We start from the raw sequence: 26,324 nt of genomic DNA, 5'->3' as shown, positions 1-26,324 counted from the left end.
CGGGCCGCCGTGCCGCGGGGCCGGGCCCCCGGCCGGCCCGGCCCGCTCAGTCCCCGTCCGCCGCCGCCCGCAACGCCTCGACGTCGAGTTTCTGCATGCCCAGCATCGCCTGGAGCGCCCGCTGGGCGCGGGCCGGATCGGGGTCGGTCATCAGCTCGCCGAGCGCGTCGGGGACCACCTGCCAGGACAGTCCGTAGCGGTCCTTGAGCCAGCCGCACGGACCGGTGCGGCCGCCCTTGCCGAGGGCGTCCCAGTAGTAGTCGACCTCCGCCTGGTCCGCGCAGTTGATCAGCAGCGAGATCGCCTCGTCGAAGGTGAACTCCGGGCCGCCGTTGATCGCGGTGTACGGCTGCCCGTCCAGTTCGAAATCGACGGTCAGCACCGTCCCGGCCGGCCGCGGACCTGCCTCGCCGTAGTACGAGACCTGGTTGATGCGGGAATTGGGGAAGACCGAGACGTAGAACTCGGCGGCCTCCCGGCCCTGGGTGTCGAACCAGAGGTTCGGGGTGATCTTCGGCACGGTGCGCTCCTGGTGTCGGCGGGCGGGACGCGTGTCCCGCTGCCCTGACAACGACGGCCCCGCCCCGGGGCGGCGCCGCCATTGGGGTGCGCGCGCCCGCTCAGCGCAGGGGGGCACGGCCGGAGCGGGCCGCCCAGCGGCCGGCGTGCCGGGACACCTCGATGGGGCGCCCGAAGCACGCCGTCATCCGGGGCCCGGTCAGCACCTCGCCGACGGGCCCGCGCGCCTGCACCCGGCCCTCGCGCAGCAGCAGCGCGTGCCCGATGGCTGGCGACAGCTCCTCCAGGTGGTGGGTGACGGTGACGGTCGCCAGCTCCGGGCGGTCCACGGAGAGCCGGTGCACCGCGTCGATCAGATCCTCGCGCGAGGGCAGATCCAGGGCGTTGAACGGCTCGTCCAGCAGGAGCAGCGACGGATCGGCCATCAGCGCGCGGGCGATCAGGATCCGCGCCCGCTGCCCGCCCGAGCACACCCCGTAGGGCCGGTCGGCCAGCTCCTTGCAGTCCAGTTCCGCCAGCAGCGCGTGGGCCCGCTCCCGGGTGGCGTCGTCGTACTTGCGCCACAGCGGCTGGACGGTGCCGGTCGCGCCGGTGAGCACCACGGTGTGGCCGCTCGCGTCCTGCGGCACCTTCTGAGCGCCGGACACCAGCCCGATCACCGCGCGCAGCTCCCGTACGTCGACGGAGCCGAGCCGGTGCCCGAGGACCTCGACGGTGCCGACCGTGGGGAACATCAGCGCCCCGATCAGCCGCAGCACGGTGGTCTTGCCCGCACCGTTCGCACCGAGCAGCGCCCAGTGCTCACCGGCGCGGACCGTCCAGTCGACGTCCTCCAGGATGGCCTGCTCGGTGCTCTGCCGCCGTACGCCGACCCCGGCCAGCGCGGCGACGACCCGGGGGCCGGCGGCGGGCGTGACGGCGGCCGGTGCGGCGGTGTGCGGGGCGTCCAGGGGCCGCGCGTCCCGCGGCCGGGTGTCGGGTGACGGGGCGTCCGAGGGCTGCGGAAGAGACATACGGCGCAGGGTAGCTGCGGTGACCATCTTTCGGCGGGGGCGTCCGGGAGGTGGACCCCGGGCGGGGCGGCCCCCTGCCGGGTCCGGAGCGCGCGGGGCCCGGCCGCTGCCCCCGGGACGGGCCGCTCCCGGGCCCGGGAGCGCGGGGGCCGGCCTTGCTTCCGGTCCGGCCCGCTCCCGGGCCCGGTGCCGCCCAGGGCCGGGCGACGCGCGGCCCGGGTCCGCCCCCGGGGCCCGCTCGGATCCGGACCCCGGGACACGAAGCGGCGGTTACCCGTCCAGCCCCAGCAGCGCCCGCATCCGCGCGTACTTCGCGGTGAGCCGTTCGCGGGTCGGGGCGTCCAGGGCGGCGAGGCGGGAAGGGTCGGCGTTGTGGGCCAGGTCGGCCGTCTTGACCAGCAGGGCGCCCGGGGTGGCCAGGATGCGGGCGGCATACGTCTCAGGGGGCTCGCCGGTCCGCTTGGTGACGGCGAGGACCATCGCCTTCGTCGCGTCGGTCAGCGCCGCCCGCGCCAGCCACTCCTCGGTGAGCGCCCCGTCCTCGACGGCGTCGTGCAGCCACGCCGCGGCGATCTGCTCCGGGCCGCCGCCCCGCACCCGTACGCCCTCGGCGACCGCCGCCAGATGCTCCGTGTACGGACGGCCCGCCTTGTCGGTCTGTCCGGCGTGCGCCCGCCGCGCCAGCGCCTCGACCTCCGCCGTGCCGAGCAGGGGCCCCGCCCCGGACACCGCCGTACCGCCGTCAGTTTCCGTCATGCGGGCCATTGTGCCGGGGCGCCCGGAACGGCCTCCGGGCCGGGCGGCACCGGCCACGGCCGCCCGGCGCCCGCGCGGCCGGCCCCTCCGCGCCCGCCGCCTCAGCGCAGCGCCGCCCGCATCACCGCGCCCGCGAGGGGGGCGGCGCTGCCGCCGCCGCTGATCTCGGTGCGGTCGGCGGCGGCGTCCTCGACGACCACCGCCACCGCCACCGCCGGTTGGGGAGCGTCCGCGCGGCGGGCCCAGGAGATGAACCACGCGTAGGGGGTGCCCTCGTTGTGGACGCCGTGCTGGGCGGTGCCGGTCTTGCCGCCCACGATCGCGCCGGGGACCGCGGCGCGGTGCCCGCTGCCGTGCTCGACCACGTCCACCATCAGCTCCTGGAGCCACCGGGCGGTCGCCGGACCCATCGCCCGGACCGGCGACGGGCGCTCCGGGGCGGGCAGCGCCGTCCCCGACGCGTCGGTCACCTCGTCCACCAGGTACGGCGCCACGCGCTCCCCGTCGTTCGCCACCGTCGCCGCGACCGACGCCATCTGGAGAGGTGTCGCCGTCGTGTCGTACTGGCCGATCGACGACAGCGCCAGCTGCGCGCGGTCCATCCGGGTGTCGAAGGTGCTCGGCGCGACGGGGGAGGGGATGTGCCTGACCTTCCCGTCGAAGCCGAAGGCGCGGGCCGTGCGCACCATCGTCTCCAGCCCCACGCCGACGCCCAGCCGTGCGAAGACCGTGTTGCACGAGACGCGGAACGCCTCCCGCAGCGAGGCGTCCTCACAGTCGTCCGCCTCGTTGACCAGCACCGTCCTTGTCCCGGGCAGGGTGTACGGATCGGGTGAGCCGGTGGGCGCGTCCGGATCGGTGACCAGTCCGCTCTCCAGCGCCGCCGCGGCGGTGACGACCTTGAACGCCGACCCGGGCGGATACGTCTGCCGGATCGCCCGGTTGAGCATCGGCTGCCGCGCCGCCCCGGTCAGCCGCTGCCACGCCGCCGTCACCTTCCGGCCGTTGCCCGACAGCTCGGCCGGGTCGTACGAAGGCGTGGAGACCAGCGCCAGGATGCGGCCGGTACGCGGTTCCACGGCGGCGACCGCGCCGGTGCGGCCGCGCAGCCCGGCGAAGGCGGCGCGCTGCACCGCCGGGTCGATCGTCGTCGCCACCGCCCCGCCGCGCGGCCGCGCCCGGGTCAGCCCGTCCCACCAGGGGAACGCCGACAGCCGCGGATCGGTGCCGGACAGCACCCCGTCCTCGGCGCGCTCCAGCAGCGAGGTGCCGTACGTCTGCGAGGAGAAACCGGTGACCGGCGCGTACAGCGGTCCGTCGGTGTACGTCCGCTCGTGCCGCAGCCGTCCGCCGCTGTCCCGGGAGCCGGTCACCGGCCGCCCGGCGACGAGCACCGCGCCGCGCGGCTGGGCGTACCGCGCGATCTGCGCCCGCCGGTTCGCCGGATCGGCGGCCAGCTCCGGCGCGCGGAAGACCTGCAGCCAGGCCGCGTTGCCCAGCAGCGCGACGAAGAGCAGCAGACAGAAGACGGCGGCATGCCGTGAGCAGCGGATCACCGGCCGGCCTCCGGGGCGCGTCCGGCCGCCGGCACCGCCGCGGTCCCGGCGGTGTCCCACGGCCCGTCCGCCGCGCCCGGCGCCGGGCGCGGCGGTCTGCGGGAGCGGTCGCTCAGCCGCACCAGCAAGGCCACGACCAGCCAGTTCGTCACCAGCGACGAGCCGCCCTGGGCGAGGAACGGCAGCGCCATGCCGGTCAGCGGGATCAGCCCCATCACCCCGCCCGCGATCACGAAGACCTGGACCGCCGGGAGCGAGGCGAGCCCCACCGCCAGCAGTCCGCCGAACGGGTCGCGCAGCCCGAGACCGGCCCGGAACCCCCGCGCAACCAGGATCGCGTAGAGCAGGAAGAGCGCCGTCAACCCGGCGAGCCCCAGCTCCTCCCCGAACGTCGCCAGCAGGAAGTCCGACTTCATCGCGAAGCCGATGAGATACGAATCGCCGCGCCCGAGCCCGGTGCCCAGCAGCCCGCCCGCCCCGAACGCGTACAACGACTGCGCCAGCTGTCCGGGACCCGCGCCCGACGCCAGGCCCGCGAACGGATGCAGCCAGTCCGCGACCCGGCCGTGCACATGCGGCTCCAGCGCCGCGACGGCGCTCGCGCCCGCCCCCGCCAGCAGCAGCCCGAGCACCAGCCAGCCCAGCCGGCCGGTCGCCACGTACAGCAGCACCACGAAGACGCAGAAGAACAGCAGCGAGGTGCCCAGATCGCGTTCGAGGACGAGGATCGCGACGGACAGCAGCCAGACCGCGGTGACCGGGCGGAGCATCCGCAGCGCCGCGCGGCGTGCGGCGCCGGGACCCTCCGGCCGCGGCGCGGCGCGGTGGGCCGCCAGCCGCGCCGCGAAGAACACCGTGATCAGCACCTTCGCGAACTCGCCCGGCTGGATCGAGTACCCGGCCAGCCGGATCCAGATCTTCGCGCCGTTGACCGCCGGGAACGCCAGCGGCGCGAGCATCAGCACCAGCGCCGCCGCCGCGCACAGCGGCCCGTACCGCGCCAGCCACCGGTGGTCGCGCACCAGCAGCACCGCCGCCGTGAACAGCGCGATCCCCACCGCCGTCCAGAGCAGCTGGGCCGGCGCCGCGCGGTGGCCGGGCGTGGCCAGGTCCAGCCGGAAGATCAGGACGAGGCCGAGCCCGTTGAGGAGGACGGCCACCGGCAGCAACAGCGGATCGGCGCAGGGGGCGCCGAACCGCACCGCCAGATGGGCCACGAGGGCGAGGGCGCCCAGCCCCGCGCCGTACTCCGCGGCGCCGCCGGGCACCGCGCCGCGCACCGTCAGCCCGACGACGGCGTACCCGCAGACGCTGATCAGCACCGCGCCGGTGAGCAGCGCCAGCTCGGTGCCGCGCCGCCGGGGCCGCGGGGGCGGCGGCGGGGGACGGTCCGCCGCGGGGGCGGCGGACGGCGCCGGGGCGGGAGGCGGGGCCGTTGCCGTCATGTCTGGCAACGTAGCAAGTAAGGCGGCTTATATGTGTTATGTCGGTTCGCGCGGCGCTCATGTCGGAATACCCCTTCCTGGCCGGGGTGTTCCGGTTCATTCCTCCGGAGGTACGGGCACGGCGGCGGATCGTGGTGCCCGGAACCGGGACGCGTACGCCCCGGCGCGCGGTGACCGGGTCCGCGCACCGGGGCAACTCCGTAACGGAAACCGGCGTCCTGATAGGGGAAGTTCAGCGGTGGCGCCTCGGCCGGTACGGGAGCGGTGATGAAGGTCGGGTGGGGGATCGGGGAAATTCCAGGGATGTCCCCGACGTTTGTCAGGGCCGTTCTCTCGGAGCCGTCCGAGGCGCTTTGTAAACTCGACGGGAAAGACAAGGGCCGAGCGCGTCACGCCGGCCGCGGGCGACCGGCGATGCCGGTCGACGTCACGGACCCGCGCCGTGACCGCCGCAAGCGAGGGGCGGGGGGTGCCGGAAAACACCCCCTGCGGCGTTCGGCAGCATTGCGCACGCCGAGCGGACGCCCCGCGCTTCCTCGGTCCCTCCGGGCCGCCGAGTGCGGATGACCGTCCCCCTCGACGAAAGGCAGTATTGACGTCATGACGACACTCCGTTCCCGGATCATCGCCTGGGCCGGCCGGCTGTATCTCGCGAGAACGCGGAAGAAGGGCTTCGACCTCTCGCGGATGTCCTTCCTCCCCGAGTCCGTGCTGATGCCGCTGCGGCGCGACGGCCTCGACCCGGTGCCCGAGCTGGGAGCCGTCCGGGAGAAGGAGCCCATCACCAAGCTGCCGGTCCCGATAGCCGCGAACGTCTGGCTGGTCACCGGCTACGACGAGGTCAAGGCGGTCCTCGGCAAGGCGAACGCCTTCAGCTCGGACTTCACCCACCTCGTCGGCAAGGCGGGCGCGGAGGCGGAGCAGAATCCGGGCGGACTGGGCTTCGCCGACCCGCCCGTCCACACCCGGCTGCGGCGGCTGCTCACCCCGGAATTCACCATGCGCCGGCTCAGCCGCCTCACCCCGCGGATCCACGAGATCGTGGAGGAGCGGCTGGACGCGATGGAGCGCGCCGGGAAGAACGGCGAACCGGTCGATATCGTCCAGGATTTCGCGCTGCCCATTCCGTCCCTGGTGATTTGCGAACTCCTCGGTGTGCCCTATGAGGACCGCGCCGATTTCGAGCGGCTGAGCGCCGCCCGCTTCGACCTCTTCAGCGGAGCCAACGCGTCCTTCGGCGCCATATCGGAATCCCTGACGTATTTCCGGGAGGTCGTCAAGAAGCAGCGCAAGGACCCGGGCGACGGCCTGCTCGGAATGATCGTCAAGGAGCACGGCGACTCCGTCAGCGACGAGGAGCTGGCCGGTCTCGCCGACGGCGTCCTCACCGGCGGTTTCGAGACCACCGCCAGCATGCTGGCGCTCGGCGCCCTCGTCCTCCTCCAGGACCCGGACCACTTCGCCGCGCTCAAGGACGGCGACGACGCCGTCGAGCGGTACGTCGAGGAGCTGCTGCGCTACCTCACCGTCGTCCAGGTCGCCTTCCCGCGCTTCGCCCGCGAGGACCTGGAGATCGGCGGGGTGCGGATCTCCGCCGGCGACGTCGTGCTGTGCTCGCTCAGCGGCGCGGACCGCGACGGCGGTCTCGGCCCCGACATGGAGCGCTTCGACCCGGAGCGGAACGTCCCCTCCCACCTCGCCTTCGGCTACGGCATCCACCGCTGTGTCGGCGCCGAGCTGGCCCGCATGGAGCTGCGCGCCGCCTACCCCGCCCTCGTCCGCCGCTTCCCCACGATGCGCCTCGCGGTCGAGCCGGAGGACCTCAGCTTCCGCAAGCTCTCCATCGTCTACGGCATCGACTCGCTCCCGGTCCACCTGGGCGGCTGAGCCCCGCCCCGGCACGCCGCCCCGGCGCGCCCGTCCGGCCCCTCGGCACGGACGGACGCGCCGGGGCGGCGTGCTTCCGGCCCCCGTTTCCGCCAACTCCCGTACCTCCTGGGCGAGTTGACGGCACACCGTTGCCGGTCCCCGCCCCGCGGCCTAGATTGAGCCGGCCCATCCGGCTCACCCGCCGTACGGTCGGCGGGACTTGGGAGGATCCATGCGTATACGCGCCTCCGTCCGCACGTCCGGCGACGCCCCCGTGCGCCGCCGCGGCGCCTCGCCCGGCCGCCGGCGCACCGCGCCCCTGCGCGCCGCCGCGGCCGCCGGTGCGGCCTTCGCCGCCGCCCTGGCGCTGACCGCCGCCGCACCCGCGGGCGCCGCCCCGGCCCCGGCGGGCGCCCCGAAGGTCGGCCCGGCGCAGCCCGTCGAGTACTTCACCGGACCCGGCGGCCACCCCCGCCACACCACGGTGCCCGCCTCCGCCCCGCTCACCCCGGCCGCACGCACCGCCATCGCCGCCGACGGGGACGTCACCCCGCTCGTGCAGAACGGCCCGGTCGCCGACAAGCTCGACGTCGTCTTCATCGGCGACGGCTACACCGCAGATCAGCAGGGAGACTTCCACAAGGCGGCCCGCGCCAAGTGGGAGAAGATGACGGCCGTCGAGCCGTACGCCTCGTACACCACGCTCTTCAACGTCTGGGCGGTCGACGCCGTCTCCCGGGACTCCGGCGTCTCCGGCGACCCGACCCAGGACGTCGTCCGCGACACCGCCCTCGGCTCCGCCTTCTTCTGCAGCGGCACCGAGCGGCTGCTCTGCGTCGACACCGCGAAGGTCGAGGCGTACGCCGCCAAAGCGCCCGCCGCCGACCTCGTCGTCGTCCTCGGCCACTCGTCCAAGTACGGCGGCGCCGGGTACAACAACGTCTCCTCGCAGGTCGGCTACGACGGCATCGCCACCGCCTCGTCCGACCACGACCAGTCCGACCAGATCGCCGTCCACGAGACCGGCCACTCCCTGGGCAAGCTCGCCGACGAGTACGACTACGGGCAGGAGGGCACCTACACCGGCCCGGAGCCCACCGACGCCAACCTCTCCACGCTCGGCGCGGACGCGATGAAGTCCCAGCGGAAGAAGTGGTACCGCTGGCTGGGCCAGGAGTCCCCGGACGGCGGCACCGTCGGCACGTACGAGGGCGGCGGCTACTACGAGAAGGGGCTCAACCGCCCCACCGACAACTCGATCATGCGGACCCTGGGGCGGGAGTTCAACCTCCCCGGACGCGAGGCGATGATCGCCGGGTTCCACCGGCACGCCAAGACGCTGACCTCCGACGTCCCCACCGGGCGGCCGCTCGCCCGGAGCAGCACCCTCCGCGTCACCGCGCTGCCGGGCGCCGCCTTGCACTGGTACGTCGACGGACGCGAGGCCCGCGCGGCGCGCGGCGCGGCAACGGTGCGCCCCGCCGCCCTCGGCGTCCCCGCCGACGGCCGGACGCACACCGTCTCCGTCCGTGCCACCGACCCCACGGGCGCCGTCCGCGACCCGGCCCTGCGCCCCCTGCTCACCTCCGCGCTGAGCTGGCGCGTCACCGGCTGACCCACGCGCGCGGCGCCTCTCGGGGACGGCCACCGGGGCGAAATCCCCGGTGGCCGTCCCCGTCGGCGTATATGATTGCGATATGCATCTATCGCCGCCGCCGGAGCCCGTACGGAGCCCGGCGCCGGACGAGGGACAAGCCGGGCACCCCGCCCGTACCGCACGGGTCCCGCGCCGCACCCCACCGGGTCTCACCCCCCAACTTCCGTGCCGCGCCGCACCGTTGACCGCCCGTCGCCGCCCCGGCCCCCGGCTCCGCGCCGCCGTCGCCCGCCGGCTGCCGGACGCCGCCGCGCCCCCGCCCCACGCCACCGAACCGGAGGTCAGTTGACCACCCCAGCCGACGCCAGGACCCAGGACACCGCGGCACCCCGCCGCGCCGCGACCACCGCCGGCGACCGCGCCGAGCCGGCGCCCCGGCCCCGTACCGGACCGCTCGCGCCGTACCGCGTCGCCGGGCCCAGACGCTGGTGGGACCGGGTCCTCGCGGCCGACCCGGGGCTCGGGCAACTCCAGTCCGGGTGGCGGTCGCTGGTCTCCATGACCGCGTCGCTGGCCACCGGCTACGGCATGTCCGTCGCGCTGGACCTGCCCGCCGTCCTCGCCATGACGGTGGCCGGGATGATGGGCCTGATGAGCGCGTTCGTCATCGCCGAGAACACGCCGCTGCGGCTGGCCCGCGCCTCCCTCTGGATGCCGCTGCCGTACTCCGCCGCGCTGCCGCTCGCCGCCTGGCTCCACCAGGACCGGCTGCTGGAGATCGTCCTCATGGTGACGGCGCTGGCGCTGACGTTCTTCCTCGCCCGCTTCGGCACCCTCGCGCTGCTCGCCGGAATGATGGTCTTCAACGCCTTCATGGCCGCCATGCTGGCCGCCGTCCCGCTCGCCCTCTGCGGGGAACTCTTCGTCGTCGCGCTGACCGCCTCCGCCGCGGTTCTCGCCGCCCGTCTCCTGCTGTGCTACCCGATGCCGCGCGAGGACCTGCTCCGCACCCAGCGCGCCTTCGTCGTCGAGGCCCGCCGCGTCGCGGACGCCGCCACCGCCGCCCTCGACCCGGACGCCGACCACGAGGTCGCCGTCGCCCGGATGCGCCGCAGCCTGCGCCGCCTCAACACCACCACCGTCACCATCGACGGCCGCCTCGCCCAGCCCGAGGTCGCCGCCGACCCGGTCGCCGCCGAACTCCTCCACCGCCACCTCTTCGACGCCGAACTCGCGCTCCGCGGTATCGGCGAGGCGATCACCCGCCTCACCCGCCTCCAGGCCCCCGCCCACCTGCGCGAAGCCATGGTCGTCGGCCTCGTCATCGCCCGCGACACCCCGCTCGGCCGCGCCGACGCCCTCCACCCCGCCGCCCAGCTCATCCGCCAGCAGGCCGCCTTCGTCCTCGACGACCCGCAGGCCGGGCCCGCCGACGCGGAGGCCGCCGCCCTCGCCCGCCGCGTCGGCGACCTGCTGGACTCCCTCGCCGACTCCCTCGCCCACTGGCTCGACCTCGGCAGCGCCCCCACCACCCGCGCCGATGTCCCGTTCCGGCCGACCGTCGCCCTGGAGAAGGGGCAGCCCGCGGGCACCGGCGCGGTCGCCCGGCGCGTCGTCGCCGCCCGCGACGGCCACGGCTGGCGCCGCGCCGTCCCGTACCTGCGCGTCCCGCTGCACGCCGCGGTCGCCTCGGCGATCGTCTGCCCGCTCACCGACGCCATCGACCCGCGCCGCTTCTACTGGGGCCTGGTCGGCGTCATGATCACGCTGTTCGGCACCAGCACCACCCACGAACGGCTGCGCAAGTTCGCCCACCGCATGGCCGGCACCGTCGCCGGGGCCGTCCTCGGCATCCTCCTGCTCCACCTCATCGGCCCCGGCCACGTCTACGCCACCCTCGCCGTCATCGTCCTCGGCCTCGCCGCCGGCTCCTGGGGCATGCAACGCCGCTACGCCTACTGGGTCGTCGGCCTCGTCACCGCCCTCACCCAGCTCTACGGCATGACCACGCCGTACGACGCGATGGAGGGTCTGCTCGCCGAACGCCTGCTGGACAACGGCCTCGGCGTCCTCGCCGCCACCGCCTGCGCCGCGCTGATCTTCCCGGTCTCCAACCGCCGCGTCGCCCAGGAGGCCGAACGCGGCTACCTCTCCGCGACGGAACACCTCCTCGACCAGATCGCCCTGCGCTGGGACAACCCGGACGCACCGGTCCGGCTGCGCGGCGCCGCCCGCGCCATCGACGCCGCCCTCGTCCCCGTCGACGGAGTGCTGCGCCCGCTGGTCCGCATGCCGCTCGGCATCCGCGGCCGCGGCCCCGAGAACCGCCTCGCCCTCCTGACCAACGCCACCGCCCACGCCCGCGCCCTCGCCGCGGCCGCCGACACCGACCTCGACCTCGCCCCGCACCTCGGCGCCCGCGTCCGGCAGATCCTCACCACCCTCACCGCCTCCCTCCACGCCCTGGACCGGCACGCCGCCGGCGACACGGCCCCCGGCCCCTGGACCCGCGTCAGCCCCCTCGTCCGCGACCTCACCGCCCAGCTGAAGGCCCCGGCCGGCCCCCGCGCCGACCGCCTCCACACCGCCCTGCGCGAACTCGCCGCCCTCGACGAGGCGCTGGCCGCCTACGCCGAACACCGCGGCCTGACCCTCACCACCGCCGCACCCGCCGCCCCGGCCCCCCGCCCCGCGACCCCCACCGCCCCGGCGTCCGCCCCCGCCACCACCGCCGCCGAGCGCCGCACCCAGCAGGCCCTCGCCGCCTGGGCGGCCCGCAACCAGGCCGCCCACCCGCGGGGGACGGCAGCCGTGGACCACACCCCCCGGCCGACCCCGCCGGCCGCACCCCGGAACGACGCGGCCCCGGCCCCGGACGGAGCCACACCCCCGACGGCCCCGGCCCCGGCCCCCGCGCCCGCCGCCCGGCCGCGCACCCCGGGCGCCACGGTCACCGGCGCCCTGCGCTGCACCGACCACCCCGGCGGCTGCGACGCCTGGATCACCATCGTCAACGCCCGCGGCAAACGCCGCGCCACCAGCCGCGCCACCGCCGGCCACTACCGCATCCCCGCCGTCCCGTCCGGCAGCTACACCCTCATCGCCTCCGGCTCCGGCCACCCCCCACGCGCCGCGTTCCTCTCCGTGAGCCCGGACGCCCGCGAGGTCCGGCACGACATCGCGCTGGGGGCGGTGGACGGGGGGTGAAGGTGGTCGGCGGCCGTCCGCACACCGTCACCGTCCGTGCCGCCGGTCCCACGGACGCGGTCCGTGCCCCGTCGCCGTGTTCCTCGCCCACCACCACCGCGCCGGGCCGGTGCGTCACGGGCTGACCGGCCGGGCTACGCCGATCCGCGCGGGCGGTCCGGGATGGATCCCCGCTCCGCCCGCGTGGCGTAGGTGATCACCCCTCCACGAACGCTGATCTCCATGGGGCGTCCGCCGCCGGGAAGCGCGAGCACGCCCGTGCGCTGCAGGTCTCCGGCGTGCCAGGCGCCCCGCTCCAGCGCCTCGGGCCACTGCCGTCGCGGCCGGGTCCCGCGGGTGGACATGTCCCTGGTCCACTCGCCCCCGTCCTCCAGGCGCAGCCGCACCGGGACGCCGGCGTCCTTGTTCCGCGGCAGCCGCCGCACCGCGGACACCGGGCGCCAGGGGTGTGCCTCCAGGATCCGGCGAATGCGCTTCAGGGCACGCAGGAGCATGACGTGGTAGCAGAGGACGGCGAAGTAGCCGAGCAGGCTCATGCCACCGATCGCGCCGAGCAGATTCCCGGCACCTCGCCCCCGGCGGCCGCTCCACTTCACGTCGGACAGTGAGATGACCCCGAATCCATCGAGCACCGAGAGCGCGAGGACACCCCCTGTCCACAGGACCGTCCAGAGCATCAGGCGGATCCGCACCCGCCGCCGCTCCGCGTCCCAGGCGGACCGTGTCCCCGCGTCCTCGAAGGCGGCCGTGGCCGGAACCGTATGCTCCGCAGACTTCACCGGAAAGTCCCCCTTTTCGCACGTCGGACCGTTGCCGGGAGGGTCGTCCCGGGCCGGGTATTACAAGAACTTGGTACTTGCTATACCTTAGCTTCGCGTCACGCCGGGCGGCACATAGGTGCCCCAATTGCCCCTCGTGTGACGTATGTTCGCTTCGTTTCCCGGGGGAAGAAGAGGTTTACCGGTGTCTGACGAGTTCAAGGTGGATCTCACCCAACTCGGAGAATTCGGCCGCGTGTTGAAAAAATCCATCTCGGATCTGGAGAGCGCCCGCAAAGCCCTTTCGTCCGTCAGCGCCGAACAGATCGGAACGGCGCGGCTGGACGAGGCGTGCGAGACCTTCCAGGAGCGGTGGAAGTACGGCACCGGTGAGCTGAAGGAATTGATCGAGGCGGTCGACGAAGGCGTGGAGAAGACCGCATTGAGCTACAAGGAGCTGGAGGACAACCTCTCCAAAGCGCTCAAGAAGATGGAAGAGACCGCAGCCACCAACGCGGGGGAGCGCTGATCATGGCGGCAAATCCTTATCCGAGCCTGGGCTGGAACCCGGTCCCCGGACTGCCCGAGTCCGTCACCGGTCTCTACACCAAGGTGAAGGCGGCAGCCGACACCCTGAACAACTGCTACCGGCAGATCGATTACCTCCTCGGCGCCAGCTCCAGCTGGCAGGGGGATGCCGCCAGCGCATTCCGCGACACGGTGGACGGCGACCTCAAGCTCGCCGTGATGAACGCGGGCCACTCCCTGGAGAAGGCCGCCAATTGCCTCAAGGGCTGGGAAGGCGACCTCTCGTCCCACCGCGATCTGGCGAAGAAATACGATGACGCCGCGCGGGAGAAGAAAGCCGACGCGGAGAGCGCCCGGAAGCGCTACGACACGGCCAAGGCCGACCCGGACCTCAAACTCGGTGGCAAGGAATACCCCAGCCAGGCGGAGGCGGATGCCGCCACGGACCGCCTGCGCGCCGCCGAACGCGCGCTCAACGAAGCGTCCCAGCAGGTGGAGAACGCCAACTCCGCCTACGACGACATCGTGAAGAAGGCGCGCGAACTCGAAGACCTCCACAGCCGTCGCGCCAATGAGGTCGCCGGAAAACTCGACGAAGCCGACGACAAACTCGCCCCCAAGGAACCGGGCTGGTTCAGTAAAACGGTCAGCGCCATCGGCGAAGGGCTCGCGGCGGTCGGCAAATTCCTCGTCGATCACGCCGGAACCATCGGCGCCATCGCCGGTCTCCTGGCGCTGCTCCCGACCCCGGCGGCGCCGCTCTTCGCCGGAATCGCGGTAGCCGCCAGCGCGGTGTCCATGGCCAAGAACCTCGCCAGCGAGGACTTCAGGGACGCCTTGACCGGGAAATACGGCTGGAAGGAAGGGCTTTTCGCCAGCGCCTCCATGGTTGGCGACACCCTCGGCATGGTGCCGGGCGTCGGCGCCCTCGCCCGCGCGGGCAGTGAGGCGGGGCTCGCGGCGGCGGTCGCGCGTGAAGGCGGCGAGGCCATGTCGATCGGCTCGAAACTGGGCACCTTCGGCCGTGAAATCGTGCCCGCCTTCAGCTACAAGGCACTCGACGTCGCCACCGACGCCACCACCGGCGCCCTCCAGTACGGCATCAACGGCGTCAATGTCGCGGCCAACATGGCGTCGTCCCTCGAAACCGTCGGCGTCCTTCCGAAGGACGGCCCCGGGCACGACAGCGCCGAGATCACCAAGGGAGTCGCTGCCGGTACCGGCGTGACGGGCGGGGTCTCGGAAATCGCCACCGACGTGGCAGAACTGGTGAGGGGAATCCGGCTGTGAACGGCCTTGTCGACACCACGGTGACCGAACCGAAGCCGGAATTCTGGTACGGAATGCCCTACGGCTACCTCCCGCTGGATCTCCGGCCCGCCCCCGAGGCGATCCAGGAGGCGGCCCGCCAGATCACCCTGCTGCCTCCCGAACACCGCGACCGCGCCGACCAGGTGTTCCGGCTCTACGCGGCCGTGCTGACGATGCTGCGCAAACGCGAGGTGATGGGGTGCGCCCTCGGCATGCATCCCGACGACGACGGCGAGCCCACCCTCTCCGTCCTCACGGTCTCCACCGTGACGACCTCGGGCGCCAATCCCCACGCCGTTCTGATGCAACTCCTGGGCGGCGAAAGCACGGGAGCCGGCCGCGCCGACGGCATCGCTCCCGTGGAAATCCCCGCCGGCACCGGATATCTGTGGGAAACGGTCCGCCGCGCGCCTTCCCCGGCCGCTCCCCCCGAGGGATCGGAACCGGAAGAGGAGACGGATACCCGCGAAGGCACCGTCTGGCAGGGCACGGTGGCCGTCCCCCGCCCCGGCGCCGCGTCGATCGTCATGCTGCAGATCGTCACCCCCGCCGTGGAATCCGCCCAGGACTACCGCGGCGTACTGCTCGGAGTCGCCCGCACCCTTTCCTTCACCGACCCGGCGGCACAGCCGGCGGGGAACGGAATTCCGGGCTCGCCCGCCACCCCTGACCCGTCGGAGCGGAGCCCCTTCGGGTGACCCCGGCACCACGCGGGGAAGGCACCGTCAGAAAGGCCGTTCCAGCGCCCTACCCGACCGACGGCACAGACTTCTCCGGGGCGCTGAAGCACCATTACGCCGTCGCCACGAAGAAATTCCTGACATTCTTCCCTGCGTGTGTCCTGCTCTGGGTCCAGCTGTACCTCTTCAAGAACACCTCGCTCCTGTCCGTGGCCGTCATCGGCCTCTTCGGTGGCCTGATCTCCTTGCTGGCATTCCGGCAACGTATCGCCCTGACCCGTAAATGCGCCCGGGTGCTCCGTACCTATCCCCTGGAATTCCGCTCCCCCGTGGAGCAGGCCCACCGGCAGGCCTCCCGCACCCTCTTCCTCCGCCTCGGCGCAGGGGCGGACGCCCGGACCCTGAGGGCGAAGGACCCGCTGGGCCGCTCCGTCCGGCCGGATCTCGCCGCAGGCGTCCGGTTCGCCGGGGACGAGCCGTTCGGCGGCGTCGCCCTGGTCCCGAGCACCGGCGAACTGCTGTTCCTGCAACCGGAACCCTGGGAGGGCAGCGCCCCGGCACGCGCCAACGCGAGCCCCGACCGCACACGGCAGGCAACCCGCGCCGGCATCACCCGGCCCGCCCGCATCCGCTGACCGGGGCGCCCCTGCCCCGTCGCCGCGGACCGTCCGTCCGCCCCGCCCGGACACCGGCGGCCCCGCCCCCACTCCGCACCCCGCCCCGCGGCAGGTCTAGCGTGGTCCCCCGTGACACCGATCCCGCTTTCCACCGGTTTGCCGGAGCTGACCGCCGCCCGGCTGGCCGGCAACTGGCAACTGGATCCGTACGCCTTGCCCCTGGTGCTGCTGCTGGGCGGCTTCTATGCCTGGGGCGTCGTACGGCTCGCGCGTCGCGGTGAGCGCTGGCCGCTAGCCCGCAGCGCCGCGTTCGCCGGCCTCGGACTCGGCGCGATCACCGTGGCGACCATGTCGGGACTCGCGGTCTACGACCACGAACTCTTCTGGCCTGCAGCGGTGCAGAACATCGTCCTCGACCTGATCGCCCCGCTCGGCCTGGCACTCGGCGACCCCCTGGCACTGGCCCTGCGCGCCCTGGACACACGGTCGCCCACCGCCCGCCGGCTACGCGCCGCACTCTCCGGCCGCGCCCTGCGCCTGCTGACGTTCCCCCTGGTCAGCACCGTCCTGGTACTCGCCTCCGAGCTGGCGATCTACTTCACGCCGTACTTCCCGACGGCCCTGCGGCACGGCCCGCTGCACGAGCTGATGTATCTGCAACTCCTCGTCATCGGCAGCCTTTTCGTCCTGCCGATGCTCACCCGCGAGGCACTGCTCTGCCCTCCTGGTGCAGTCACCCCGTCCGCGCCCTCCTCGTCCTCGTCGACGGACTGGTCGACTCGGTCCCCGGCATCGTCGTGATGACCAGCGGCACTCTCGTCGCGGGCGGCTGGTACACCGCCCACCACCGCCCCTGGGACCCCACCCCGCAGCGCGACCAGATGATGGGCGGCGGCCTCATGCTCACCCTCGCCGAACTGATCGGACTCCCCTTCCTCATCGCCGTCTTCGCGGAGTGGGTACGTGCCGAACGCGGCAGAACGGCGGCGCTGGACGCCCGCCTGGACCGCGAACTGACCCCGGCCACCCCGACCCCCGCGCCGGCCACCCTCACACCCCTGCTCACCGAACGGACCCGCCCCTGGTGGGAGACCGACCAGGGCACGGTGGGGGAGCGATACCGGCGCGAGGGAGGGGGAGCTCCGAGGGGCTGAGCCGCAGCTGGGGGTGGCGACGCGACCTTGGGCCGAGGCGGCGACCAGGCGAAGAGGTTCTGGTCCGTGTAGCTCTTTCGGTCGATCTCCCGTGACGCGGGGGAGCGTGGGAGGGCTGCCGGGGCGAGTGGCATGAGGCTCCTGGGGATGCGATCCGAGACGTAAACGACGGGCGTTCGAGCTAGGCGTGAAAGCGCCGTCAATCATCAATTTTCGTTTGGCTCGTGGTGTAGGGTGTGGACGGTTCAGTCAGGGAGAGATGAGGTGTCGCCCGGCCATGCCCGAGTCCATCGCCCACGTGACAGCCGCGGAGATTTCCCGCCTCGCCGGCGTCACGCGGGCCACCGTGAGCAACTGGCGTCGACGGCACGACGACTTTCCTTCCCCGTCCGGTGGCACCGAGACAAGCCCGCTCTACGACCTCGGGGCTGTTCGGGTGTGGCTCAGGTCACGCGGTCACGTGCAGGTTGCCGACCCTCGGGCGGAACTGCGCACAGCGGTCCGTTTCCAGGCGCCAGATCCGGACAGGACGTCCGGACATATCAGCTTCGTCCTCGCGCTTGCCCGCCACACCTCGGACGAGACCGCGGCGCTCGCCGACCTTCCGGACGCCGAGCTCGTCGCTCGTGTCACCGACGAGGTGGCCGGTCTCCTGGACTCCCTTCCCGGGCCGACGCCCACGGTCCCCCTGTTCTCGGCTGCTGATGGCACCACACTGCGCGCGCTGCTCCGCTGCGTGAGGGAGGAAGGCGGGCCGGCCGCGCTCGCGGTACTCGCGGAAAGGGAGTTGGAGGAGAGTGCCGCGACCGGCGTCTACGGGACTCCCGAACCCCTGGCGCAGCTCGTCGGGGGACTGCTTCCGACCGGGGCCGCGCAGGTGCTGGACCCGGCCTGCGGCAGCGGTGCGCTGCTGGACGCCGCCGCCCGGCGCGGCGCTACCACGCTCCTCGGCCAGGACTCCGTGCCCGTGCAGGCCCAACGCGCCGCGGTCGGCCTGAGCCTCTCCGCGCCACAGGCCGAGGTGACGGTACGCATCGGGGACAGCCTGCGTGCGGACGCCTTCACCGGCCGGACGGTGGACGCGGTGCTGTGCAACCCGCCGTACGGAAATCGCGACTGGGGCCACGACGAGCTCGCCTATGATCCGCGCTGGGCGTACGGCGTACCCGGGCGGGCCGAATCCGAGCTGGCCTGGGTACAGCATTGCCTTGCTCACCTCATTCCGGGCGGCCGGGCCGTGCTGATCCTGCCGCCCGCCACCGCGTCCCGCCCTTCCGGCCGCCGGGTGCGGGCGGAACTGGTACGCAGTGGCGCCGTGCGGGCCGTACTGGCCCTGCCGGCCGGGGCCGCGCCCCCGCTGCATGTGGGCCTGCAACTCTGGGTGCTGCAACGGCCCGAGCCGGGCGACCCGGAACGCAAGTCGGTGCTGTTCGTCGATGCGGCCGGGGCGTCTTCCCCGGGCGCCGGGAAGCAGGCGACCGGCTCGCCGCGTACGGGCTCCTCCCGTGCCCCGCTCGACTGGGTCGGCCTGACGGCCCGGACGCTCGCCCACTGGGAAGCCTTCACCGCCGATCCGGACGGATTCGTCGCCGAGCCCGGCGCCGCGCGCACGGTGCCGGTCGTCGACCTCCTCGACGACCTCGTCGACCTCACCCCGGCCCGGCAGGTCCGCATCTCCCGTACGGACATCGACCCCGCCGAGCTGTCTGCACGCACGGACACGGTGCGCCGCGAGCTGACCGAAGCCGCCCGCTCCCTTCTCGACGCGGCGGGCCTCGCCGGCTCGACCGAACCCGGCGTCGCGGCCCCGGAATGGCGTACCGCCACCGCCTCCGACCTCGCCAGAGGCGGCGCGCTGACCCTGCTCCGCACCGTGCCGGATCCCAAGGGCCCGGAGCCGGAAGGTGCCGCCTCCGCATCGATGTCGCCGGTCCTCACCGGGGAGGACATCGCGCAGGGCACGGGCCCGACCGGCGACCCGGCCGAGCTACGATCCGGCGCCGCACCCGTGATCGCCGCCGGTGACGTCCTGGTCCGGGCGATCGCGGGCGGCACCGGCCCGATGGTCCGGGTCGCGGACGAGGCGGACGCGGGCGCGTTCCTCGGCCCCCAAGTTCACCTCCTGCGCCCCGATCCGGCGCGCCTGGATTCCTGGTTCCTGGCCGGTTTCATCGGCGCGAAGGAGAACGTCGCGGGGGCCTCGACCGGCAGCACCGTCCTGCATGTCGCCCCGGGCCGGCTGCGCGTCCCGCTCCTGTCACCGGACGAGCAGCGCCGTTATGGCGAGGCGTTCCGGCACGTCCACGAGTTGCGCACGCGAGCGCGGCACGCGGCGCGGCTCGCGGAGGAGACAGCCGCACTGCTGTCCGACGGCTTCACCGGCGGTGCACTGCTCCCGGCAGCGGCCGGTCCCGGCCCGGCCTGAACCACACTCGAACCTGTCCGCCATCCACCACACTCGTCCGCACCCGCTCCGGTTGGGCGGGACGGTCCGGAAGGAAACCGGGGAACCCCTTGAACAGCAGTAAGCACACGGAACTGGCGAATCACGCCTGGTCCGTCGCCGACCTCCTGCGCGGCGATTACAAGCAGTCCGACTACGGCAAGGTCATCCTGCCGTTCACGGTCCTGCGCCGGCTGGAGTGTGTGCTGGAGCCGACCCGCGAGCAGGTCGCGGAGACCGCGGCCGAGTACCAGGGTCAGGACCTCGACCCGGACTACTGGCTCCGCAAGGCATCGGGACACTCCTTCTACAACAAGAGCGCCCTGACCCTGAAGAAGATCGCCGCCGACCCGCAGAATGCGGCGACGAACCTCCAGGTGTATGTGGGTTCCTTCTCGGACAACGCCCGCGAGGTCCTCGACAAGTACGAGTTCGCCCAGCAGATCAAGCGGCTGGACACCGCCGGCCTGCTCTACAAGGTCATCGGCAAGTTCACCGACCTGGACCTGCACCCCGAGGTCGTGTCCAACCACAACATGGGCTACGTCTTCGAGGAGCTGATCCGCCGCTTCGCGGAGCAGTCGAACGAGACGGCGGGTGAGCACTTCACCCCCCGCGAGGTCATCAAGCTGATGGTGAACCTCCTGATCGCCCCCGACGGAGACGCGCTCACCGTCCCGGGCGCGGTCCGTACGGTCATGGACCCCGCCTGCGGTACGGGCGGCATGCTGTCCGCGGCCGAGGAGCACATCCGGTCCCTGAACCCGGACGCCACGGTCGAGGTGTACGGCCAGGAGCTCAACCCCGAGTCCTGGGCCATCTGCCGGTCCGACCTGATGATCAAGGGGCAGGACCCGGAGCACATCGCATTCGGCAACTCCTTCAGCGACCCTGCCCACCGCCGGGAGAAGTTCGACTACCTCCTGGCCAACCCGCCGTTCGGCGTGGAGTGGAAGAAGGTCAAGGACGAGGTCGAGTACGAGCACAAGCACATGGGCGAGGCCGGGCGCTTCGCCGCGGGCCTGCCACGCATCAACGACGGCTCGCTCCTCTTCCTCCAGCACATGATCTCGATGATGAAGCCGGTGGACGCGAAGGGCGGTGGCGGCTCCCGCATCGCCATCGTCTTCAACGGCTCCCCGCTCTTCACCGGCGCGGCCGGCTCGGGCGAGTCCGAGATCCGCCGCTGGATCCTGGAGAACGACTGGCTGGAGGCGATCGTCGCCCTCCCGGACCAGCTCTTCTACAACACCGGCATCTCCACGTACTTCTGGATCCTCACCAACCGCAAGTCCCCGGACCACAAGGGCAAGGTCGTCCTGCTGGACGCGCGTGACCAGTTCCAGAAGATGCGCAAGTCGCTGGGCGACAAGCGCAAGGAACTCGGCAAGCAGCACATCGCGGACGTGACGCGCCTGTACGCGGACGCGATCCAGGCCGCTGCGGATCCGAACCACGGGCTCCACGCCAAGGTCAAGGTCTTCGACAACGAAGCCTTCGGCTACCAGCGCATCACGGTCGAGCGCCCGCTGAAGCTCCGCTTCGAGGTCACGGAGGAGACGCTTGCCGCGCTGGCGGCGGCGAAGCCGGTCCAGAAGCTGGCGGAGGCGGACGCGTTCGTGGCCGCCGTCCGTACGCTGCTGGGGTCGTCGTGGACGACCAAGTCCGAGGCGCTGGTGGCCCTGAAGGACGCGGTGGTCGCCGCCGGCCTGCTGTGGCCGACGGGCGCCCCCTTCGCCAAGGCGCTCCGGGACGCGATCGGAGTCCGCGACCCCGAGGGCGAGGCCCAGAAGATCAAGGGCAAGCCGGAACCGGACACGGAGCTGCGGGACTATGAGAACGTCCCGCTGGGCGAGGACGTCGAGGACTACCTGAAGCGCGAGGTCCACCCGCACGTCCCGGATGCGTGGATCGACCACACGAAGACGAAAATCGGCTACGAGATCCCGTTCACGCGGCACTTCTACGTGTACGAGCCGCCGAGGCCACTTGCGGAGATCGACGCGGAATTGAAGGCCCTGGAGACGGAGATTCAGAAGTTCCTGGGCGAGGTGGCGGAGTAGATGGAGATGCAGGACACGTCACTTGGGTGGGCGCCAGCGATTCCGAGTCACTGGAAAGTAGTCCCGCTGAATTTCGTTGCGAAGATGGGGACTGGACATACCCCTGACCGAGGGAGGAAGGAGTACTGGGAGAACTGCACTGTCCCTTGGGTCACTACGCCGGATGTGTCTCGAAGGGGCGACGCACTTGAGCCGCTGATGGAAACAGAGCAGCACATCAGCGAACTTGGCATGGCAAACAGTGCTGCGGTTTTGCACCCGGCGGGTACAGTGATGCTGTCACGGACGGCCTCCATTGGCTATAGCGTGCGGATCGGTCGACCCATGGCCACCACGCAAGCCTTCGTTACTTGGCTTGCCGACCCCTTCCTCGACCCACGCTACCTGCTGCTGGTGCTGCGGGCGATGAAGCAAGAGTGGCGGAAGCTTGCGTACGGATCCACGCACCTGACCATCTACATGCCTGATCTTGAGTCCGTTCGCATCCCTCTCCCTCCGCTGGAAGAGCAGCGCCGCATCGCCGACTTCCTCGACGCCGAAACCGCCCGCATCGACAGCCTGGTTTCCATGAGGACTCAACAGTCCCGGTTGCTGGAGGATCGCCAGCGAAGCAGGCTCTCTGGGGTTACTCAGATCCTTGAGGAGGGGTTCGGAACCATCCGTCTGCGCCACGTCCTCACGCGGATCGAGCAGGGCTGGTCTCCGCAGTGCGAGGATCGACTGGCGAGGGAAAGTGAATGGGGCGTTGTCAAGGCTGGTTGTGTTAATTCTGGCGAATTCGACCATCTCCAGCACAAAGTGCTACCCGCCGGGGTTGAACCGCGCCGCGAGTTCGCGCTGCAGCAGGGGGACTTGCTCATGTCCCGGGCTAGCGGATCAGCCGATCTCATCGGGAGTGTCGGCATCGTACGAGAACCAGTCCGCAATCTTCTGCTGTGCGACAAGGTTTACCGGATCACGCTCGATCCCTCTCACGTTCACGCCGATTACGTAGCCCATATGCTTCGCAGCCATCAGGTGCGGGAGCGTATCAAGAACGGCATCTCAGGCGCGGAGGGTATGGCGAACAACCTTCCGACGAGCGTCGTCAAGGATCTTCCAATCCCGAATGTTCCCCTCGACACTCAGGAATCCATCGTTGCCGAACTGGACTCGGCCGCACAACGCCTCGACCGCGCCAAGAGCGTGATGAACAGGGCCATCAATCTCCTCGCCGAACGCCGCCATTCCCTGATCACCGCCGCCGTAACCGGCCAGTTCGACGTCTCCACCGCCGGCGGACGCAACGTCACGGAGGGAATCACCGCATGAACCCCGGCCCCGTCCACAGCGAGTCCGCGTTCGGTGAAGCCATAGTCGCCGCCATGACCGCGCGCGGTTGGCGCGAGGTCAGTCCCTCCGGCTACCGGCCCGACCTCGGTCTGGATACCCAGGAACTCTTCGATTTCCTCGGCAAGACCCAGGCCGAGGAGTGGCACGAGCTCCGCACCATCTACGGCGACCCCGACGAGGCCCAGCGGGGTTTCGCCCGCCGCCTGGACCAGGCCATCGCCAACGACGGCCTGCTCCACGTCCTCCGCAACGGCGTCAAGGACCGCGGCGTACTCCTCCGCGTCGCCTACTTCAAGCCCAACCTCGTCGCCGACGACTCCGTCCTCGACGGCTACCGGGCCAACCGCCTGACCGTCGTCCGCGAGCTCCCCTACGCCACGAAGCAGCTCGACTGGAACAACCGCCTCGACCTCACCCTGTTCCTCAACGGCATCCCCCTCGCCACCGCCGAGCTCAAGAACCCTCTGACCGGTCAGGGCGTCGAGCACGCCAAGGAGCAGTACCGCGCCGACCGCGACCCCACCGAGCTGATCTTCACCCGCCGGGTCATCGCCAACTTCGCCGTCGACCCCGACCTGGTCTTCGTCGCCACCCAGCTCAAGGGGAAGAACACCCGCTTCCTCCCCTTCAACACCGGCTCGGACGGGCCCGGCCGCCCCGGTGGCGCCGGCAACCCGGCCCCCACCGCGTACGGCCAATATGCGACCTCCTACCTCTGGGAGCAGGTCTGGCAGCGGGACAGCTGGCTGGACCTCCTCCAGCGCTTCGCCCACCAGCAGAAGTCCAGGACTCCCGGCGGCGCCACCACCCGCACCACGATCTTCCCGCGCTACCACCAGTGGGATGTGGTCAGGAAACTCACCGCCCATGCCGCCATCCACGGCGCCGGCCAGAACTACCTGATCATGGCCTCGGCCGGCTCCGGCAAGTCCAACACCATCGGCTGGCTCGTCCACCGCCTCTCCGACCTGCACGCGGACAACGACCCCCGCACGCTCAACACCGAGGCCCTGGCAGCAGGCTTCATCAAGCCCGGTGAGCCCGTCTTCGACAAGGTCATCGTCATCACCGACCGCCGGAACCTGGACGCCCAGCTCCGCGAGACGGTCGGCAGCTTTTCCCAGACGGACGGCCTAGTCGTCAAGATCGATGAGAAGTCCGGCGCCAAGAGCGAACAGCTCGCCCGCGCCCTCTCCCGTGACACCGGCAAGATCGTCACGGTCACCCTGCACTCGTTCCCCGCGCTCCTCGACTACCTTCAGCGCAACCCGACCGAGATCAAGGGCACCACCTTCGCGATCGTCATCGACGAGGCCCACTCCTCCCAGTCCGGGGACGCGGCCACCTCCGTCCGTGCCGCTCTCCGCGAGCTCGGTCTCGACTCCGACTCCGAGGACGTCGGCGCGACCAGCGTCACCGTCACCGACAAGCTCAAGAAGAAGGCACTGGAGCGTTCCCGGGCCGCCAACCTCTCCTACTTCGCCTTCACCGCCACCCCCAAGTCCAAGACCCTCGAACTCTTCGGTACCCCGGACCAGGTGGACGGCAAGAACGCCTACCGCCCCTTCCACACGTACTCCATGCGCCAGGCCATCGAGGAAGGGTTCATCCTCGACCCGCTGCGCAACTACGTCACGTACAACACGTACTGGAAGCTGGTGAATCAGAACCACGATGAGCGCGAGGTCGACCCCGCCAAGGCGAACTCGCTCCTCGCCCGGTACGTGCTCACCCACGACTCGACCGTTGCCCAGCACGCCCAGGTGATCGTCGAGCACTTCGTCGCCCACACCAGGGGCCGACTCGGCGGGCGCGCCAAGTCGATGGTGGTGACCGCCTCCCGGCAATCCGCCGTCCAGATGGCCCGCGCCATCAAGAGCTACATCAAGGACCGCGACTACCACACCAAGTACCCGGACCTGGGCGTCCTGGTCGCCTTCTCCGGCTCCCTCACCATCGAGGGCAAGGAGACCACCGAGCCGAAGGAGAACGGGGGCCTCGCCGAGACCGCTCTCCCCAAGGCGTTCGGCTACACGCGCGCTGACGACAAGGCGGTCAAGGCCGGAGCGAAGGGGCAGCAGGAATACCGGATCCTGGTTGTTGCCGAGAAGTACCAGACCGGCTTCGACCAGCCCCTGTTGACGACCATGTACGTCAACAAGACGCTGACCGGCATCGCGGCCGTCCAGACCCTCTCCCGTCTGAACCGCACCACCGACCGCAAGACACAGGCCGACCTCGCCATCCTGGACTTCGCCAACGAGGCCGAGGACATCAAGGAGGCGTTCCGCCCGTACTTCGAGGAGGCGAACACCCTCCCCTCGGACCCCAACCTGCTCTACACCGCCCAGAGCCGCGTGATGTCCGCGCCGATCATCTCCGAGGCGGAGATGGACGAGTTCGCCGCCGCCTACTTCCAGGCGAAGGAGAAGGCCGCCGGCTCACCGGCCAAGTGGGAGAAGCTGCACGCCGAGCTCTACCGTCTCTTGTCCCCGGCCGTCACGCGCTACGAGGCCCTGCGCGACGAGGACGAGGACGAGGACGAGGTCAAGACGGCCGAGGACTTCCGCGCCGACCTCATCGACTACGTACGGAAGTACGGCTTCCTCGCCCAGATCGTTCCCTACCACGACCCCGACCTGGAACGCCTCCACCTCTACGGCCGCTATCTCCTCACCCGGCTGCGTGGACGTACGGACGGCGGGGTGGACATCGGTGAGGTGGACCTCAGCCATCTGCGCGTGCAGAAGACCGGTGAGCATGACGTCTCCCTCAGCCCGGAAGGGCCCGCGACGATGCCGGGCTTCGGGGAGGGGCCGGGCGGCGCCAAGGAGGCCGAGAAGTCACTCCTGTCCGAGCTGATCGAGAAGTTCAACGCCAAGTTCGGCACGGACTTCACCGAGCAGGACGTCATCCGGCCCTTCGAAGAGGCCAAGGCCGACGCCAAGGTACGGGCGGCGGCCGTCGTCAACGATGAGGACAACTTCGGCAAGGTCTTCGACAAGGTCTTCGCGGACAAGATGGCCGACCACGTCGGCACCATCGCCGGTCTCGGCCGCCAGTACTTCGGCTCCGACCGGAACTTCAAATCCAACCTGGACCGCAGCGCCCGCCGCGCCGCGTGGCGGATGATCCGCCGCGAGGAGGGCGTGGACGACGCGGCGTAGCCCTCTCACACGCGTCGGGGCCTTCGTTACACCTCGCCGGTGTACGAAGGCCCCGCGCCGCGTCAGGCCGTGCGGCCGGCCTCCGGTTCCACGCCTCCGGCCCCCTGCCCAACCCGCCACGCTCACCCACCACTTCGCGACGCGGTTCACCTCCACGCCGCGCGGTGCCCGCCTCGCCCGCCGGCTGTGCGCGGAGCGGCTGCACGCCTGGGGGCCCCGTATGGCGCCGAGGCCCACGACAGGGTCGTCCTCCTTGCCGGCGAACTCGCGCGAACGCCGTTCTCCACGACCGGGTGCCGGAACGTGCCT

Annotated in this window: 17 protein-coding genes and 1 pseudogene; 12 read left to right on the top strand and 6 right to left on the bottom strand. The window is 71.8% G+C overall.

The features are described from left to right. Nucleotides 1-46: 46 nt before the first annotated feature. From ACZ4M8_RS06975 to ACZ4M8_RS06955, 5 genes are all read right to left on the bottom strand, one after another. Complete coding sequence (locus tag ACZ4M8_RS06975) at nucleotides 47-520, bottom strand: VOC family protein (RefSeq protein WP_467604010.1); 474 nt, start codon at nucleotides 518-520, stop codon at nucleotides 47-49. Nucleotides 521-620: 100 nt separating this feature from the next. Beyond that, nucleotides 621-1,532 (bottom strand): ABC transporter ATP-binding protein, encoded by a 912-nt coding sequence (locus ACZ4M8_RS06970; RefSeq protein ID WP_467604008.1) that lies wholly within the window; start codon nucleotides 1,530-1,532, stop codon nucleotides 621-623. 270 nt (nucleotides 1,533-1,802) lie between these two features. After that, a complete protein-coding gene (locus tag ACZ4M8_RS06965; protein ID WP_467604005.1) occupies nucleotides 1,803-2,288 on the bottom strand; it encodes an HD domain-containing protein in 486 nt (161 codons plus the stop codon). Between the two features lie 101 nt (nucleotides 2,289-2,389). Continuing rightward, entirely contained in the window at nucleotides 2,390-3,844 is a 1,455-nt protein-coding gene (locus tag ACZ4M8_RS06960; RefSeq protein WP_467604003.1) for a penicillin-binding transpeptidase domain-containing protein, read from the bottom strand. Further along, nucleotides 3,841-5,289 carry an FtsW/RodA/SpoVE family cell cycle protein gene (locus ACZ4M8_RS06955; RefSeq protein WP_467604000.1) on the bottom strand — a complete coding sequence of 483 codons (1,449 nt, stop codon included), beginning with the start codon at nucleotides 5,287-5,289 and terminating at the stop codon, nucleotides 3,841-3,843. Before ACZ4M8_RS06955 ends, ACZ4M8_RS06960 begins: the two co-directional genes overlap by 4 nt. Before the next feature lie 600 nt (nucleotides 5,290-5,889). Between ACZ4M8_RS06955 and ACZ4M8_RS06950 the strand changes: the two genes are divergently transcribed. The 3 genes from ACZ4M8_RS06950 (at nucleotide 5,890) to ACZ4M8_RS06940 (ending at nucleotide 11,962) form a co-directional block, all read left to right on the top strand. Further along, nucleotides 5,890-7,176, top strand: coding sequence for a cytochrome P450 (locus tag ACZ4M8_RS06950; protein WP_467603998.1), 1,287 nt, complete (start codon nucleotides 5,890-5,892; stop codon nucleotides 7,174-7,176). Nucleotides 7,177-7,390: 214 nt separating this feature from the next. Next, entirely contained in the window at nucleotides 7,391-8,773 is a 1,383-nt protein-coding gene (locus ACZ4M8_RS06945) for a M64 family metallopeptidase (RefSeq protein WP_467603997.1), read from the top strand. Nucleotides 8,774-9,100: 327 nt separating this feature from the next. Further along, a complete protein-coding gene (locus tag ACZ4M8_RS06940) occupies nucleotides 9,101-11,962 on the top strand; it encodes an FUSC family protein (RefSeq protein ID WP_467603995.1) in 2,862 nt (953 codons plus the stop codon). 134 nt (nucleotides 11,963-12,096) lie between these two features. Here ACZ4M8_RS06940 and ACZ4M8_RS06935 read toward each other — a convergent pair whose 3' ends face one another. Further along, nucleotides 12,097-12,741, bottom strand: a complete 645-nt coding sequence (locus ACZ4M8_RS06935; RefSeq protein WP_467603992.1) for a hypothetical protein — start codon at nucleotides 12,739-12,741, stop codon at nucleotides 12,097-12,099. Between the two features lie 235 nt (nucleotides 12,742-12,976). Between ACZ4M8_RS06935 and ACZ4M8_RS06930 the strand changes: the two genes are divergently transcribed. From ACZ4M8_RS06930 to ACZ4M8_RS06890, 9 genes and pseudogenes are all read left to right on the top strand, one after another. Further along, nucleotides 12,977-13,249: a hypothetical protein gene (locus tag ACZ4M8_RS06930; RefSeq protein ID WP_467603991.1), complete on the top strand. Its 273-nt coding sequence runs from the start codon at nucleotides 12,977-12,979 to the stop codon at nucleotides 13,247-13,249. A gap of 2 nt (nucleotides 13,250-13,251) precedes the next feature. Continuing rightward, the gene (locus tag ACZ4M8_RS06925) at nucleotides 13,252-14,538 is read left to right on the top strand and encodes a putative T7SS-secreted protein (RefSeq protein ID WP_467603989.1); all 1,287 of its coding nucleotides are present in this window, start codon (nucleotides 13,252-13,254) and stop codon (nucleotides 14,536-14,538) included. Further along, on the top strand, nucleotides 14,535-15,257 hold the full coding sequence (locus tag ACZ4M8_RS06920) for a hypothetical protein (protein WP_467603988.1): 723 nt from the start codon (nucleotides 14,535-14,537) through the stop codon (nucleotides 15,255-15,257). The genes ACZ4M8_RS06925 and ACZ4M8_RS06920 overlap by 4 nt, the downstream gene beginning before the upstream one ends. Then, nucleotides 15,254-15,874 carry a hypothetical protein gene (locus tag ACZ4M8_RS06915; protein ID WP_467603986.1) on the top strand — a complete coding sequence of 207 codons (621 nt, stop codon included), beginning with the start codon at nucleotides 15,254-15,256 and terminating at the stop codon, nucleotides 15,872-15,874. Before ACZ4M8_RS06920 ends, ACZ4M8_RS06915 begins: the two co-directional genes overlap by 4 nt. 120 nt (nucleotides 15,875-15,994) lie before the next feature. Beyond that, a pseudogene (locus tag ACZ4M8_RS06910) lies at nucleotides 15,995-17,010 on the top strand (cytochrome c oxidase assembly protein). A 277-nt stretch (nucleotides 17,011-17,287) separates the two neighbouring features. Beyond that, complete coding sequence (locus tag ACZ4M8_RS06905; RefSeq protein WP_467603984.1) at nucleotides 17,288-19,435, top strand: N-6 DNA methylase; 2,148 nt, start codon at nucleotides 17,288-17,290, stop codon at nucleotides 19,433-19,435. Between the two features lie 89 nt (nucleotides 19,436-19,524). Then, nucleotides 19,525-21,516, top strand: a complete 1,992-nt coding sequence (locus ACZ4M8_RS06900; protein ID WP_467603982.1) for a type I restriction-modification system subunit M — start codon at nucleotides 19,525-19,527, stop codon at nucleotides 21,514-21,516. After that, a complete protein-coding gene (locus tag ACZ4M8_RS06895) occupies nucleotides 21,517-22,827 on the top strand; it encodes a restriction endonuclease subunit S (protein ID WP_467603980.1) in 1,311 nt (436 codons plus the stop codon). Then, nucleotides 22,824-26,015, top strand: coding sequence for a type I restriction endonuclease subunit R (locus ACZ4M8_RS06890; RefSeq protein WP_467603978.1), 3,192 nt, complete (start codon nucleotides 22,824-22,826; stop codon nucleotides 26,013-26,015). The genes ACZ4M8_RS06895 and ACZ4M8_RS06890 overlap by 4 nt, the downstream gene beginning before the upstream one ends. The last annotated feature ends 309 nt before the right edge of the window (nucleotides 26,016-26,324 follow it).

This window comes from Streptomyces sp. NPDC027185 (assembly GCF_055567035.1).
Note: the sequence above shows the minus strand (reverse complement) of the source record. Positions and strands in the feature narration are given on the sequence as shown.

Coding starts and splice junctions, on each gene's coding strand:
- ACZ4M8_RS06970 (WP_467604008.1), bottom strand. CDS start 1,532: ATGTCTCTTCCGCAGCCCTCGGACGCCCCGTCACCCGACACCCGGCCG.
- ACZ4M8_RS06950 (WP_467603998.1), top strand. CDS start 5,890: ATGACGACACTCCGTTCCCGGATCATCGCCTGGGCCGGCCGGCTGTAT.
- ACZ4M8_RS06895 (WP_467603980.1), top strand. CDS start 21,517: ATGGAGATGCAGGACACGTCACTTGGGTGGGCGCCAGCGATTCCGAGT.
- ACZ4M8_RS06955 (WP_467604000.1), bottom strand. CDS start 5,289: ATGACGGCAACGGCCCCGCCTCCCGCCCCGGCGCCGTCCGCCGCCCCC.
- ACZ4M8_RS06945 (WP_467603997.1), top strand. CDS start 7,391: ATGCGTATACGCGCCTCCGTCCGCACGTCCGGCGACGCCCCCGTGCGC.
- ACZ4M8_RS06905 (WP_467603984.1), top strand. CDS start 17,288: ATGCCCGAGTCCATCGCCCACGTGACAGCCGCGGAGATTTCCCGCCTC.
- ACZ4M8_RS06890 (WP_467603978.1), top strand. CDS start 22,824: ATGAACCCCGGCCCCGTCCACAGCGAGTCCGCGTTCGGTGAAGCCATA.
- ACZ4M8_RS06965 (WP_467604005.1), bottom strand. CDS start 2,288: ATGACGGAAACTGACGGCGGTACGGCGGTGTCCGGGGCGGGGCCCCTG.
- ACZ4M8_RS06925 (WP_467603989.1), top strand. CDS start 13,252: ATGGCGGCAAATCCTTATCCGAGCCTGGGCTGGAACCCGGTCCCCGGA.